The following is a 13,423-nucleotide window of genomic DNA, read 5'->3' as shown; positions in this document are numbered from 1 at the left end:
CCTGTTGAATACAGAAATCATCTTCTTGATGCCGCCTAACTTTTTTTAAAATGTCCTTTACAAAGGGTACGGATTATGCCATGGATTCCTTTTTATATATGAGTATTACGCTAAATCAGCTGACACGAGCATATCATTATTTTGAAGGTTTTTAGAACGTAAACTATAAGCAACGACCTTCTTTTTATATTGCTTTACAACATCAACATGCTCTTCATGACTATAAATATAAAATGTAAAATCTTTTTTGCCACGTTTTGCATGAATAATTAAAGGAGTACCCTCATTATGTGGCGGTGCATAATAGCGATCTAAAAATAAACCTTCGTTAAAATCATGAATAATTTTGGATTTTTGTTCGCCTTCTACGTTATTTCCATTGATTGTAACAGTCGCATTCTCTTCTTCAAGTTTTGGATGTGTTTCGTACTTGCTAATAATGGATTCAATAACAGTGTTAGGAAGGCTCGAAACGATAATTTTAAATGCCCCAAATACAACTAACATAACAATAAACCAAGTCGTCATAGTATATCATCCCCTTTATTCTATTTAATAATATAACTCATATGGTAATAGTACATATGGTGAAGTTTTGTATAATTTGTGAAAAATTTTCCTGTTTTTGAACGTTTTTTAACAAATGGAGCTTTGTAAAGAATGAGAGGGAATATTTGGTATGATAAAAGTGTAGAAGCTTTCTATATATTATAAGGGGGTTATGAAATGGGGAAATTAGATGGTAAGGTTGCTTTTGTTACAGGAGCTGCGATGGGGAACGGAGCTGGAATTGCTCATGTATTTGCAGAGCTAGGGGCGAAAGTATTACTTGTTGATATTTCAGAGACAGTTCATGAGACAGCCAAAAATATTGTAAGTAAAGGGTTAGATGCTGCAAGTTATGTAGTCGATGTAGCTGATATGGATGCTGTAAAAGAAGTAGCGAAAGATGCATATGAGAAGTACGGAAAGATTGATGTGTTAGTAAATAACACCGGTGTTATTCGACTTGCAAATTTTTTAGATATGTCAGATGAAATGCGTGATTTTCAATTTCAAGTAAATATTAATGGGGTATGGAATTTTTCTAAAGCGGTATTGCCATATATGGTTGAGAAAAATTACGGAAAGATTGTGAATATGTCTTCTGTAACAGGAACATTGGTTGCTGATGAAGGTGAAACTGCATATGCAACGACGAAAGCAGCAATTTGGGGATTTACAAAAGCGTTAGCACGAGAAGTTGCAAAACATCATATTACCGTAAATGCAATTTGTCCAGGTTACATTATGACACCAATGGCAGAGCAAATAGCAAATGAATCTGATCCAAATGAGCCGAGTAATGTAATCGATGGAATTGCTTCAGGTGTTCCTTTAGGACGTTTAGGGAAAATTGAAGAAGTAGGTCAGTTAGCAGGTTTTTTAGCATCCGATGAATCAAGCTACATAACAGGTACACACATTGTCATTGATGGTGGTAGTACATTGCCAGAAACGGTTTCAGTGGGTGTAAAGTAAAAGGATTATGAATGAGAGTTTTAGTTCTTTGAATGATAACGCTAGAAGAAATCTGAAAGAGATTTCTTCTAGCATTATCATGTTATGTAATATTATTATTAGAAAAATCAATTTTGTTACAAAAAGTTGAAATCGAAGTATTTTAAAAGAAAAAGGTTTATAATAAAAATATAACTAATAACCACATTACTAATTATAAGGAAGTGTAACTATGAGTACTGTAACAATCGTGTATGGTATTATTCTTTCCACAATTATCGTTTTATTTTTCGTTGGGGTTTCACGTTATATTCATAAATGGAAAGAAGGCGTTGCGAAATTAAATCACATTGAAGAAGAACTTAGTGATTTAATGTTACATCATGGTAAGTAAACATTTATTTTTTAACTAAACAATGTAAAGGATATCACAAAACATGCTCTCCTTATGAAGGCATGTTTTTTTGTTATGTGAATGATTAGGCACATTCATACATTTTTTCCATACGATACAGTGTGAAAGTAGAAATGTTCGGAGTGGAAAAGAGGGATAAAATGAGTAGTTCAGGCTATGTTCCAGATAATAAAAATTTAAAGAAAAGCTCAGGAACTCCAAACCTTTTCTTTGATTCGAGAAAAAATGTCTTTTTTAAAAGGGATGAGAAAAACGTTGCATATGAAGTTACGTCCACGCAGTTACCAGCAATGATAGGTGGAGCGTTTGTTGATTTATTTATGACAAAAGGGCACATGCGAGAACCACATTGGCATCCGAATGCATGGGAATTGGATGTTGTTGTATCAGGAGCAGCAGTTACATCTATCTTAAATCCCGAAACGAATCAATTGCAAAATTATCATGTGAAAGCGGGGCAAACTGTATTTATTCCAATGGGATGGTGGCATTGGATCACAGCAGTAACAGAAGAAGTACAATTGCATTTGTTCTTCAATAACGATCAGTTTGAAACAGCAGAAGGGTCAGACATACTTAGATTAACACCGCCAGAAGTATTTCAAGCTGCATATGGTGTAAGTGCAGAAAAATTAGAGAAGGACCTTTCGCCAATTAAGGAATCAGTTGTAATTGGTCCTCCTAACTCAAATCGACTAAAAGGTGTTAAAAAAAGTGACGAATCAAATATAGTCGTTACGTTAAATGGACAAATAACATCATGTGAAATAGAGTAACTCTTTCTTTTTAAGAAGAGTTACTCTGTTTTGTATAATTTTGTAATTCGGTTTGTTATAATTATGATATAGAAGGGAATGTATGAGAGGGGACATATTGTGAACATATTAAAGATTATAGGAATTGTTGCAGGAGTCATTATAGTAGCCGTTATAGCTTTCTTCGTTATTATGAATTACTATTTGTCAAAAGAAGATCCTGATTACGTATTAAAGTACATAAAAGAACATAAAGAAGATGAAACATGTTCATTACTTATTAAAAGAAATGGAGAAGTATTAACTTCTATAAATGAAAATAAAAAATTGCCATTAGCAAGTATGGCAAAAATCGTAATAGCAGTTGAATTTGCTAAGCAAGTGTCAGAAGGAAAAATAAGTCGTGATGAACAAATTTCATTGCACGAGCTAGAAAAATATTACGTTAAAGATACTGATGGTGGAGCACATCCTAACTGGTTAGAAGATGCCAAAGCGAGAGAATTAGTGAAAAATGGACAAATCGCTTTAGAAGAAGTCGCTAAAGGAATGATTCATTATAGTTCTAATGCAAATACAACATATTTGTTAGAAAAGCTTGGAATAGAAAGAGTAAATGAAAGTATAAAAGAGTTAGAGCTTACTAGTCATGATAAGTTCACTTCTTATACCGCTGCACTATATATGAGAGGATACGTAGAAAAAGAACTTCATATGCCAGAAAATCAGTCATTAAAAACGTTACGTGACATGTCAAAAGATGAATATAATAAACATGTGTTACAAATACAGGAATGGATGAAAGATGAGAAAGAATGGAAAAAGCGGGATATTCCATTAAAAGTAGATATGGAATTTCAGCGAATTTGGTCAGATCGATTAGTGGGTGCGAACGCTAAAGATTATATGAGTATAATGGAAAAGATAAATAGTAGAAATTATTTTCCAAAATCAATGCAAGAAGAGATCGAGAACATTTTTAAAGGAACAGTTAAAAATAGTAAGTTCGAATATGCTGGTCAAAAAGGTGGTTCTACCGCATTCGTATTGACAAAAAGCTTGTATACTACAGATAAGAAAGGGAATAAAGTAGAAGCTGTCATTATGTTTAACGGTATAGAAGATCAAATTGCATATCAAAAGTTGAGAAATAATGTAGACTATTTTATTCGAGATATTATAACAAGTGAGGAGTTTAGAAATAAATTATAATAGAATAATTTTATTATGTAAACAAGATGCTGTTAAAGGTAGGTGTTGAGATGAGGTTGAAGGAGTATATGCTTGCAACGTTTCCAAATTTAGAACTTAGACCACCTCTATTTTATACTGGGGATATGGGTATTCGCTTTAAATTAGGTGTGAACTATGATTGCACTAATATTTATGAAAACTGCCCATATTTAGAAGGCGTTTATAATAGAGCCATTACTTTATTTCAGTTTTTACATTCCAAAACAGATGATATGTATATTGTAGTGGATGTAAATGACTATGCAGACGGTGAAACTTTCAAACACAAATTGAATATCTTTTCTAGGTATGTAAAAGAGAAGTCTGATTTGTTTAAGTTACAGAAAAATACAATCCCTTATGTTTTTCCAGAAGATGATGAAGATGGATTGTATAAAACACATAGATTTACTTTGAAATGTAAAGTTTCAGACTTGAAATACATTCCTATGCTAAAAGCAATTTGTAATCAAGATATGGGAATCAAACCGAGTATTTTTCATAGGGTGTATTTCATAAATGTTAACAAGAATACTATATTTCACATTTATGATGATAGAGGTTGTGATGTATTAGCTACCTCTCCTAATACAATTAGGGATATGTATCATACATATAATGATTGGATATTAGATTACGATCGAAATAAAATCGATAAAGTATTTAATTGAATGTAGTCTATTTTAAATGAGGGAAACACCATATGGGGTGTTTCCCTTTTATTAATATGAAAATCAACATTTAAAATTGACAGCACTTATTATAAAGGTAAAGGGATTTGATGATAATGTATTGAATTTGGGTAGAAACGGAAAAAGGAGATGAATAAATGACAACAATATATTTCGTTCGCCATGCCCATTCTACCTATACAAAAGAAGAACGGGAGCGACCTTTATCTGAAAAAGGACAATTGGATGCAGAGAATGTAACACACTTATTAAAAGATAGACATATTGATGTAGTGATTTCTAGCCCGTACAAAAGAGCAATTCAAACTGTACAAGGAATTGCGAATACATATGATGTATCGATACAAATAGAAGAAGATTTACGAGAAAGGTTATTAAGTTCAGAGTCAGTAACAGATTTTAATGATGCAGTCCAAAAGGTGTGGGAAGATTGGGATTTTGCACACGAAGGCGGAGAATCGAATGATGTAGCGCAAAGGCGTGCTGTAATATGTATGCAAAATATATTAAAAAAATATAAAGATAAGAATATTGTAATAGGAACTCATGGGAATATTATGGTATTACTCATGAATTATTTTGATTCAAAATATGATTTTCGATTTTGGAAAACAATTCGTATGCCCGATATATTTAAGTTGAATTTTCATAATGAAGATTTAGTTTCTGCCGAAAGGATAGAGAATACGGGTCATCAGATAAATAATTTGTAAAAGTTTATCAAAAAAAGAGGAAAGAGAGATGTTATTGTAGAAGTATGACTTTGTAACATAAAAAATATATGTTAAAGGAGGCTGTTTACATGTTTGAGAAAGAGAAAGAAGGGCTTATTGAAGTTCACAACGTATATGAAATTGCACCAGCAGATGGAACAATTATAGGTATGGCAACGGAAGAAGAAATGGAAATTGCTGCTGAGCTAGAGCTGCAGTACTATGCCCATTCTCGTTTGTTAGAAACAAATATTCAGTTAGACGGTTCCTCCTACAAAGAGTTACTTCAGGAGTTCCAGGAGTACGAAAGAAAATCAATGAGCTTTTGGCGAGCAATACATAAGCGTTTAGCTGTGCCATGGGCATGGGTATTACGTATTGACGTTGCGAATGGTCCTATATATGTAAGTAATGGGAATGCGTATTACGAAGAAATCGATGATGAAGAAGATTATGAATAGATAAGTAAGGAAGCAACTTTAGTTGCTTCCTTTTTTTATTCGTACAGATTGAACAGCCTCAATAATAATATCTGGTCGATCATTTTCTATTCCGTGACCAGCATGTTCAGCAAGTATATATTGGCTGTTTATTGAGAGTTGTAATTGTTCATGAATCAGTTCTTGCCACATTGCTTCAAGTTGTGTCGCTTCCTCTTTTTGCATGCCGCCCTCAGTCAACTGAGTAATAGAATATTGAGGGTCTCTACCGATAACGATTAAAGGTACTTCTAATGTTTTATAGAGTTCTTTTATTGAGCGAGCACAATTTTTCCACGTAGATAGTTCAGAAGCTGTCGCTTTATATAATGTAGGAGAGGTAGAAAATTCAATGTACTGTCTTGATTGATTAGCGAGTATTGGCTTTAGTTCATTAGAAAGCATGTCTACATCCATTTTAGAGTATGTATTATATTTTTGAAGCCACATATCATCCGAATCAGTCTGATCAGAAATTGGTAAATGAAGTTCATCTAATCGGTGTAAGTTCATGGATGTAGAATCAACTAAAATAAGTGCTTGCAACTTATCTTCATGTAACATCGCAAAATGTTGTGCACATAAACCTCCATAGGAATGACCGATTAGAATGATTGGCTCGTGAATATCCAATTTTTGTAGCAACAAATGAAGTTCTTTTGTTACTTGTAACGTAGTACGTGAATAATTCCCTAGTTCACTTTTTCCGTAACCTGGGCGATGGTAGGAAACGACTGTAAAGTGCTGTGAAAGCTTTTCTATAATAGGAAGCCAATCATAAAATGAGCAACCCATTCCGGTTTGAATGACTACAGTTTGTTTACTACTTCCTTTCATATATACTTCTATAGTTTGCCCCAATACCTCTACAAATTTATAAATAGTAAACCCTCCTAACTAAGATTGAAGTAATTTTTGACAAGCGAAAACAATACACCAGACACCTATACCGAATAGGACAGATGTACTAAGTGCAAATGAGTTTTTTAAACCGATATAAACGATAAATAATAGTAGTGCGGATGCAGGAAATCCATATAATACACCTAAAGCAAATTGACTTAATTCTTGTTTGTTCCCGCCTTCGAAAGAAATCCAAAACAGGCTCAGTAAACTAACGAGAGGAAGGGCAGCGATAAACCCGCCAATCGTACTATAATGTTTAGCGACTTCAGTAATAACACCGATAATAAGTGCCGAAACGATTACTTTAACGAGGAAATGCATACTTTGCCTCCTTCGCTAATAATGAAAAAGCTTTTTCAATTAATTGTTGTTCTTCTTTCGATAACTGCGATTCTAATATTTTTATCTTTTCTTTATCTAGTAAAGTATGCTTTTCTAATACTTCAATGCCTTCTTTCGTTAAAGTAAGGTTCACAACTCTTTCATCTTGTTTGTTTCTTTCTTTCATGATATAGCCTTTTTGAATAAGGCGCTTTACGTGTTCAGAAGCTGTGTTATGAGAGAGAGTAAGCTCAGTAGCGACTTTTCCAATTGTTATTTCTTTCTCACGAGAAACGATTTGTAAAATACGAATAGCTTGGTGAGAAAGATTGTCTTCATATTCATATCGTAAGTGATAATAAATGTTCTCCCAATGCTGATTGATGTCTTTCATAATAATAAATCCTCCTGTTTTTATATCGTATATTAAGATATATTCGTTAGTGTAGAAATAAAATCCTTTTATTTGGATAAAAAATGTTGAAAAAGTTTATTTTTATTGAAATATAAGGTAATCTATGTGTAAAGGTATACATTTAGCAAGAGAGAGGATGATAGCTGTGAATACATTCAAATGGATGAGTCATGAACAGATGTATGTAGATGAAATACATGTTGAAAAATGTGGTCCTCTTTCAGTCGGCGTATATGGGGGAAATCAAGAGAGTGATGCATATGAACGAGGAGATGCGGTGCTTGCTTGGTGGGATCCTGAATTACAATTTGAATTTGTTATGATTTTTGATACACATCACAAAACAAAAAATATAGATTATATAGTAGAAGCAATTTCGGAAAGAAAAGAGAAACTAAAAGAGTTATTTTCCTACCCGATACATTTAGCTTTTCATCATACACATATGTATTTGTTAGCTTTATTTACAGATGAGCTGTTTATTGAAAAATGTGATCAAGATGATGAGGAACTCGCATGTTTAATATGTTTGCGAAAAGGCGAATTTTTATATTGGTTATCAGTTGGTAATTGTTTCGCATATTTATTCCATTCTGAGAAAACGAAGAATGGGAAAGGGCGATTAAATAAACGGAAGAATTACGAATATATTGGTAGGAAAAATATTTTTGCAGCAAATACACCTTGCTTTACGTCAGGTGTAAGAGGATTAGAAAAAGGAATGAATCACATCGTAATGGCAACGGACGGTATTTTAGAGTGTGATAAACGAAGATTTGATGATGACCAATCTTTAATAGAAATATTACACGACGGAAGTTGCTTACAGATTGAGCCAGTATTAACAAATGTATTGCAGTGGAAAGGTAGAGATTGTGCCACAATTATTGGATGGTCCATTGACACTGAAAATAAACGATGTGCTAATTAATATAAAAGGAGTTCAAGGTTTTTATTCTTGAACTCCTTTTTGTTAAGCAATATGGATGTGATACGTTTTTAACCATTCATTTACTTGTAGCATGTATTCCATAGCGCTTCTTGCTTCGAAATTGTTAATTTCTTTATTACTCTGATCGGCAATAGCAAGTAATGTGGAATGATTAATAAGTGAGAAAATAGGATTGTTTTTATTACTGCACATGTCGAGTGATAAATGACGAATTGTTTGTAAATAATGTGGGTCTTGTGAAGTTGGATACGCACTTTTTCTTCTATTGCGTACATCGTCAGGTAAAGCAGGTTTCAGTGCTCTACGTAAAATGCCTTTTTCAATATTATCAATGCTTTTTATGTTGAAAGGAACGTTCCATAAATATTCAACTAATCGATAATCGCAAAACGGTACACGAACTTCAAATCCTACAGCCATACTCATACGGTCTTTACGGTCAAGTAAGAACGGAAGAAATCTCGTTAAAAATAAATAAAACATTTGACGTTGTTTCGCGGATTTTTTACTTTCACCTTCAAGAGTAGGTACTTCAAGTATCGCTTCTTGGAATCGTGTATCAATATAGTTTTCTAGATTACATTGGTTACTTACTTCATGTAGTAGAAGAGGAGATGTATTTTTCCAATTTGTTAGCCAAGGAAATTTATCTACATATAGTAATTCTTCTTGATGAAACCAAGGATATCCACCGAATACTTCATCAGCAGATTCTCCGGATAAAGCTACGGTCGCATCTTTTTTCATTTCGCAAAATAGTAAATATAGTGAAGTTTCCATTTCACCAGCACTCGGTAAATCTTTTGCACGGAGGGGAACGAATAAGTGATTAGCTAATTCTTCAGCATTCACAATAATATCATGATGAGATGTCCCTACATGTTCAGAAACGCGTTTTACCCAAGGAGCGTCTAAACCAGTGCGAGCAAATGTCAGCTCGAAATCTTTTGCGCTATTTACAAAGTCAACGGAATACGTATGAAGTGTTTTATTTTCAGCAGCAAATTCTTTTCCTGCTAGTGCAGTAATACCGCTAGAATCTAATCCTCCTGATAACATGCAAACGAGAGGAACATCGGCAATTAATTGTCTTTTTACTGTATCTTGTAAAATAGATAAAATATGTGATGATGTATCTTCTATAGAATCTGTATGGACCTTACTTTCTAAATTCCAATACTTCGTAACTACTTTTTTATCACGTGTAAACGTTATAGAATGTCCAGCACGCACTTCTTGAATATGTTTAAAGACGCCACATCCTGGAGTTCGAAATAACCCTAATCCAAATATTTCATTTATGCCATCCGTATCAATTTCAGCAGGGACAGATGGATGAGCTAATAATGCTTTAATTTCAGATCCGAAAATAATACTGTCATTTCTTTCTATATAAAAGAGTGGTTTTACGCCTAAATGATCACGTGCTAAAAACAGTTGTTGCTTCTGATCATCCCATAAGGCGAAAGCGAAAATGCCGTTTAAATGTTGTACGCAGTCTTCTTTCCATTCTAAATAAGCATGTAGTAACACTTCTGTATCTGAATGCGTTTCAAATGTATGACCACATTTCCTAAGTTGTTCTCTCAGCTCACGGAAATTATAAATTTCTCCATTATAAGTAAGAGCATACGTATAATCACCAGCACGAAATGTCTTCGGTTGTGTTCCGCCTTCTGGATCAATTACAATTAAACGCCGGTGTGCAAAGGCCGCGCGAGGTGAAAACCAAAATCCTTCAGCATCCGGACCACGATGCTGAATACGATTTGCCATCTTTTTTAAAATAACATGTTCATTAGAAAGATCCTTAGTCCAATTTACCCAACCTGTAATTCCACACATACACATCTCATCTCCTAATTTTAAATAGTAGGTTAACGAAATAAAATGTACACCAAGTTAAAGAATGACTATATAAATAGTGTACTACATGAATCAAATTGCAGACTTGAGAAAATTTTCTTTGAACGCATAGTTACGTGAGACAATGGCTAAGGGAAAGTATTCCATTACATATAAAAAATAATAAAAATATGAGAGAAAATATTTTTTTAGACGTTATATAGGGTGTAAAAGCTTTTACAAAAAAATAAGGGGAATCGCTACATGAAATCAAATGAGAAAAATTATATAAAAAGATTACAGCGACAAAAAGAAGATGCGCTAGAATTTGTTGTCGATACATACTTACCGCTCATAAAAGGAATAACCCACAAAGTTCTTCTTCCAGTTCAAAATGATGGACTCATAGAGGAATGTGTAAACGATATATTTCTTTCCATATGGAATAACGCAAATAAATTTCATGGAGAACCAAATGATTTTAAAAAATGGATTGCGGCAATTGCGAAATTTAAGGCGATTGATTATTACCGGAAGGCAACTAAAAAAGTAGAGATTATTTCGGATGAGTTTCATATGAGTACGGAAAAGTCAGCAGAAGATGAATTAATCGTTATGGAAGATAGGGAAGAGTTATTGAAGCTTATTAATCAATTAGAACCGTTAGATCAAAAGGTGTTCATTATGAAATATCTTCTTGGTATGAAGACAGAAGAAATAGGAGACAAGTTAGGGTTAACTCGGGCAGCGATAGATAATCGTGTGTATCGTGGAAAAAAGAAACTACAACAAAATGCTACGAAAATTAGTTTTGGAGGTAGTGTCATATGAAAGACATTTATGAACTATTAAATGATATTGATATAGATGAGAAAGAACTTGAGGAAATTGAGGCTTCTGAAATTGAAAAAGAAAAAGTAAAGCGCAATGTAAAACAATCGATGCGTACGAAGAAAAAGATGAAAAGTTGGAAAAAAGGCGTTGCTGCTGCATCTATTTTAGTCGGCGTATCGGTTGCCATGCTTGGCATCGGATTTCCGACATACGCTGGAGGATTACCAATAGTAGGTGACATATTCCGATTTTTAGATAATGGTAGAACAGGGTTATATGAAAATTATAAAGAGTTTTCGACTGAATTGAATATGACGAGGGAGAGTAATGGGGTTAAGGTTACCATTAATGATGCTGTGTTCGACGGTAGAACAATTACAATCACATATTCTATTGAGAGTGATAAAGATTTAGGAGAGAAGCCAAATATATTTGGATATCCGCAGGTGATGGGGTTTAATGGAGGGGGAGGAAGCTCTAAAGTAACAAAAGTTGGAGAGAAAAAGTACGTAGGTATGACTACAATGAGTGGTAATAGTAGTAAAAGGTTAGATGTTGCAAATGTTTGGTGGAATATGGAAGAGATTAAGTTGGATTATAAAGGTAATTCAATTAAGGGGAATTGGAACTTCGCACTTAGTTTAAAAGCAATGGAGGGTAAAGAAGTAAAGGTTAATGGGGTTTCTGAAAATGAATTAATAAAAGTAAATATAGACAAAATGGAAGTAACTCCGATGTCATTTATCGTTTTTTTCAATCAGGAAGAATCTAAAGTATTAAGAAGTATATGGGATAGCGCTGATGTAGAATTAGAAATAAAAGATGATTTAGGAAATAAATATGCTGGTGAAGGAAATGGCGGAACTAGTACAGTAGCAGAACCGCACAAAAGTAGTTGGAGTTCCACATTCCAAAAGTTAAATAAAAATGCAACAAAGCTTATCGTTACACCTCGTGTACACTTGCGAGTGCATACATCTGAAAATCATGGTGGAGTAGAGTATGTGAATGGAATCGAGAAGAAGATTGAAGTACCAAAAAAAGAAGCGAAGAGCAAAGATATTGTTCTAGATGATATCGTAATTGATTTAAAGAAATAGAAGAGAGACTGCCTAAAACTATTAGGCAGTCTTTTTTTCGTTAAGAACTAGTGACAAGTAGTGCATGCGGATGCTGCGTTTTATATTCCTCTTTCCAAGGAATATTTAGTTGTTCCCACGATTCGCCGCTATCATTGGATTGAAACACGCCATTGTTATTTAAAGTGTAAAATGTATGTGGTTCGGCTTCGTTTGTCGCAAACATCGAAATGACTGTACCGATTGCAGATGGTAGTCCTTGCTGTACTTGCTGGAACGGAGTGTCTTTCGTTTTACGATAAATATAAGATTCATAAGGAATACGGTGATGAGCGAGATCTGCACTCGGTGCGGCAGAAACGAGAATTGTATTACAATCAGCTGGATCGATAGCCATGCTATATAAGTAATGATGCTCAAGTCCGTCACTACATGAAATCCAGCTGTTTCCACTGTTATAACTTTCAAGGTATGCACGATCAGGTCCGCCCATAAATCCGTCACCACATGATGCATAAAGACGATTTGGGGCTTCAGGGTGCATAAGTAATTGATGAGCATCGATAGGAGCACCGAATTTTTTATCAATCCATGTATGGCCTTTATCGTTACTTTGAATAACAGCACCAGCTTCAATTGAAACGTGGATTGTATTTGGATTGTTTGGATCAACTGTAATCCAGCGTACGTGATGAGTAAAAGGTCTAGGCGGGAAAGCCCACGTATAAGAAGATAATAATGATTTCATATTTTTCAGTTCCGTCCATGTTTCACCACCATTTTCTGAACGGAATAAAGCACTCGGTTCTGTGCCGACATAAACGACGCCATATCCGTTAACTTGTTCATTCGGGCTTATCGTAATGGAAGTGATCGAAGAATGTAAAATACCATCTTCTTTTGGAAAATCAAAGTAACGATAAGAATCTCCAATTGGTCTCCATGAATCTCCGCTATCGTCACTTAACCAGAGACCTCGTCCAAAAGTGCCGCAATATACACGATTTTTTTGAAATGGATCAACAGCGATACAGGTAGGTTGCATATTTTGTAAGTGATACGCCGCTTCATAGTTACCATATCGTTCTTTCACTACAACAAGTTCACGTTCCATACAGAGAAATAAACGTTTCATTTTCGTAACCTCCTTAAAAATTCTTTCATTAGTAAACAATATGAAGCTGAAAAAGAAGTAGTCTTATTTTTTGTTGAGAAAAAGGACTTGTTTGAAATGTAGCGAAGTGTTTATACAGAGGAAGCGGGATAAAGATGGGGAGTTTGTTT

16 protein-coding genes are annotated in these 13,423 nt (G+C 34.2%); 10 read left to right on the top strand and 6 right to left on the bottom strand.

Annotated elements, in window-relative coordinates; genetic code table 11:
• Window positions 1-105 precede the first annotated feature (105 nt).
• Window positions 106-528, bottom strand: a complete 423-nt coding sequence (locus PDQ33_RS07020; RefSeq protein ID WP_071742633.1) for a YfmQ family protein — start codon at window positions 526-528, stop codon at window positions 106-108.
• Window positions 529-726: 198 nt separating this feature from the next.
• On the opposite strand from PDQ33_RS07020, the gene ucpA reads away from it, so the two are divergent.
• The 7 genes from ucpA to PDQ33_RS06985 all read left to right on the top strand — a co-directional run bounded on the left by ucpA (window position 727) and on the right by PDQ33_RS06985 (window position 5,769).
• Window positions 727-1,521 carry an SDR family oxidoreductase UcpA gene (gene ucpA / locus PDQ33_RS07015; RefSeq protein WP_270755197.1) on the top strand — a complete coding sequence of 265 codons (795 nt, stop codon included), beginning with the start codon at window positions 727-729 and terminating at the stop codon, window positions 1,519-1,521.
• Window positions 1,522-1,732: 211 nt separating this feature from the next.
• Window positions 1,733-1,894 (top strand): hypothetical protein, encoded by a 162-nt coding sequence (locus tag PDQ33_RS07010; RefSeq protein ID WP_000109006.1) that lies wholly within the window; start codon window positions 1,733-1,735, stop codon window positions 1,892-1,894.
• A gap of 161 nt (window positions 1,895-2,055) precedes the next feature.
• Entirely contained in the window at window positions 2,056-2,691 is a 636-nt protein-coding gene (locus tag PDQ33_RS07005) for a cupin domain-containing protein (protein ID WP_076868801.1), read from the top strand.
• A 99-nt stretch (window positions 2,692-2,790) separates the two neighbouring features.
• Window positions 2,791-3,882, top strand: coding sequence for a serine hydrolase (locus tag PDQ33_RS07000; RefSeq protein WP_061131102.1), 1,092 nt, complete (start codon window positions 2,791-2,793; stop codon window positions 3,880-3,882).
• A gap of 50 nt (window positions 3,883-3,932) precedes the next feature.
• Window positions 3,933-4,574, top strand: coding sequence for a DUF3885 domain-containing protein (locus tag PDQ33_RS06995; RefSeq protein WP_270755193.1), 642 nt, complete (start codon window positions 3,933-3,935; stop codon window positions 4,572-4,574).
• A 158-nt stretch (window positions 4,575-4,732) separates the two neighbouring features.
• A complete protein-coding gene (locus PDQ33_RS06990) occupies window positions 4,733-5,308 on the top strand; it encodes a histidine phosphatase family protein (protein WP_000208295.1) in 576 nt (191 codons plus the stop codon).
• 89 nt (window positions 5,309-5,397) lie between these two features.
• A complete protein-coding gene (locus tag PDQ33_RS06985) occupies window positions 5,398-5,769 on the top strand; it encodes a hypothetical protein (RefSeq protein WP_000461770.1) in 372 nt (123 codons plus the stop codon).
• A gap of 18 nt (window positions 5,770-5,787) precedes the next feature.
• On the opposite strand, the gene PDQ33_RS06980 is transcribed toward PDQ33_RS06985, so the two are convergent.
• Genes PDQ33_RS06980 through PDQ33_RS06970 form a run of 3 tightly spaced genes read right to left on the bottom strand, consistent with a single transcriptional unit; the run spans window position 5,788 to window position 7,408 of the window.
• The gene (locus tag PDQ33_RS06980) at window positions 5,788-6,624 is read right to left on the bottom strand and encodes an alpha/beta hydrolase (RefSeq protein ID WP_411266976.1); all 837 of its coding nucleotides are present in this window, start codon (window positions 6,622-6,624) and stop codon (window positions 5,788-5,790) included.
• Between the two features lie 60 nt (window positions 6,625-6,684).
• Window positions 6,685-7,014 carry a DUF3147 family protein gene (locus tag PDQ33_RS06975; RefSeq protein WP_000545637.1) on the bottom strand — a complete coding sequence of 110 codons (330 nt, stop codon included), beginning with the start codon at window positions 7,012-7,014 and terminating at the stop codon, window positions 6,685-6,687.
• Window positions 6,998-7,408, bottom strand: a complete 411-nt coding sequence (locus PDQ33_RS06970; RefSeq protein WP_000651919.1) for a MarR family winged helix-turn-helix transcriptional regulator — start codon at window positions 7,406-7,408, stop codon at window positions 6,998-7,000. The genes PDQ33_RS06975 and PDQ33_RS06970 overlap by 17 nt, the downstream gene beginning before the upstream one ends.
• A gap of 124 nt (window positions 7,409-7,532) precedes the next feature.
• Between PDQ33_RS06970 and PDQ33_RS06965 the strand changes: the two genes are divergently transcribed.
• Entirely contained in the window at window positions 7,533-8,360 is an 828-nt protein-coding gene (locus PDQ33_RS06965) for a protein phosphatase 2C domain-containing protein (protein WP_002163702.1), read from the top strand.
• 42 nt (window positions 8,361-8,402) lie between these two features.
• On the opposite strand, the gene asnB is transcribed toward PDQ33_RS06965, so the two are convergent.
• Complete coding sequence (asnB, locus tag PDQ33_RS06960) at window positions 8,403-10,226, bottom strand: asparagine synthase (glutamine-hydrolyzing) (protein WP_071742628.1); 1,824 nt, start codon at window positions 10,224-10,226, stop codon at window positions 8,403-8,405.
• 264 nt (window positions 10,227-10,490) lie between these two features.
• Here asnB and PDQ33_RS06955 point away from each other — a divergent pair, with 264 nt between their 5' ends.
• Together PDQ33_RS06955 and PDQ33_RS06950 are read left to right on the top strand one after the other, a co-directional pair.
• A complete protein-coding gene (locus PDQ33_RS06955; RefSeq protein ID WP_000840044.1) occupies window positions 10,491-11,057 on the top strand; it encodes a sigma-70 family RNA polymerase sigma factor in 567 nt (188 codons plus the stop codon).
• Window positions 11,054-12,160: a DUF4179 domain-containing protein gene (locus PDQ33_RS06950; protein WP_071742626.1), complete on the top strand. Its 1,107-nt coding sequence runs from the start codon at window positions 11,054-11,056 to the stop codon at window positions 12,158-12,160. The genes PDQ33_RS06955 and PDQ33_RS06950 overlap by 4 nt, the downstream gene beginning before the upstream one ends.
• A 40-nt stretch (window positions 12,161-12,200) precedes the next feature.
• On the opposite strand, the gene PDQ33_RS06945 is transcribed toward PDQ33_RS06950, so the two are convergent.
• Window positions 12,201-13,274, bottom strand: coding sequence for a WD40/YVTN/BNR-like repeat-containing protein (locus PDQ33_RS06945; protein ID WP_000825332.1), 1,074 nt, complete (start codon window positions 13,272-13,274; stop codon window positions 12,201-12,203).
• Between the last annotated feature and the right edge of the window lie 149 nt (window positions 13,275-13,423).

Origin of the sequence: Bacillus cereus group sp. Bc031, assembly GCF_027716265.1 — a bacterium.
GTDB lineage: Bacteria > Bacillota > Bacilli > Bacillales > Bacillaceae_G > Bacillus_A > Bacillus_A paranthracis.
The sequence above is the reverse complement of the archived record's forward strand: the minus strand, read 5'-3'. Positions and strand labels throughout refer to the sequence as shown.

Coding starts and splice junctions, on each gene's coding strand:
- PDQ33_RS07005 (WP_076868801.1), top strand. CDS start 2,056: ATGAGTAGTTCAGGCTATGTTCCAGATAATAAAAATTTAAAGAAAAGC.
- PDQ33_RS06970 (WP_000651919.1), bottom strand. CDS start 7,408: ATGAAAGACATCAATCAGCATTGGGAGAACATTTATTATCACTTACGA.
- PDQ33_RS06980 (WP_411266976.1), bottom strand. CDS start 6,624: ATGAAAGGAAGTAGTAAACAAACTGTAGTCATTCAAACCGGAATGGGT.
- PDQ33_RS06990 (WP_000208295.1), top strand. CDS start 4,733: ATGACAACAATATATTTCGTTCGCCATGCCCATTCTACCTATACAAAA.
- PDQ33_RS07020 (WP_071742633.1), bottom strand. CDS start 528: ATGACGACTTGGTTTATTGTTATGTTAGTTGTATTTGGGGCATTTAAA.
- PDQ33_RS06995 (WP_270755193.1), top strand. CDS start 3,933: ATGAGGTTGAAGGAGTATATGCTTGCAACGTTTCCAAATTTAGAACTT.
- PDQ33_RS06950 (WP_071742626.1), top strand. CDS start 11,054: ATGAAAGACATTTATGAACTATTAAATGATATTGATATAGATGAGAAA.
- PDQ33_RS07010 (WP_000109006.1), top strand. CDS start 1,733: ATGAGTACTGTAACAATCGTGTATGGTATTATTCTTTCCACAATTATC.
- PDQ33_RS06965 (WP_002163702.1), top strand. CDS start 7,533: ATGTGTAAAGGTATACATTTAGCAAGAGAGAGGATGATAGCTGTGAAT.
- PDQ33_RS06975 (WP_000545637.1), bottom strand. CDS start 7,014: ATGCATTTCCTCGTTAAAGTAATCGTTTCGGCACTTATTATCGGTGTT.
- PDQ33_RS06945 (WP_000825332.1), bottom strand. CDS start 13,274: ATGAAACGTTTATTTCTCTGTATGGAACGTGAACTTGTTGTAGTGAAA.
- PDQ33_RS06955 (WP_000840044.1), top strand. CDS start 10,491: ATGAAATCAAATGAGAAAAATTATATAAAAAGATTACAGCGACAAAAA.
- ucpA (WP_270755197.1), top strand. CDS start 727: ATGGGGAAATTAGATGGTAAGGTTGCTTTTGTTACAGGAGCTGCGATG.
- PDQ33_RS06985 (WP_000461770.1), top strand. CDS start 5,398: ATGTTTGAGAAAGAGAAAGAAGGGCTTATTGAAGTTCACAACGTATAT.
- asnB (WP_071742628.1), bottom strand. CDS start 10,226: ATGTGTGGAATTACAGGTTGGGTAAATTGGACTAAGGATCTTTCTAAT.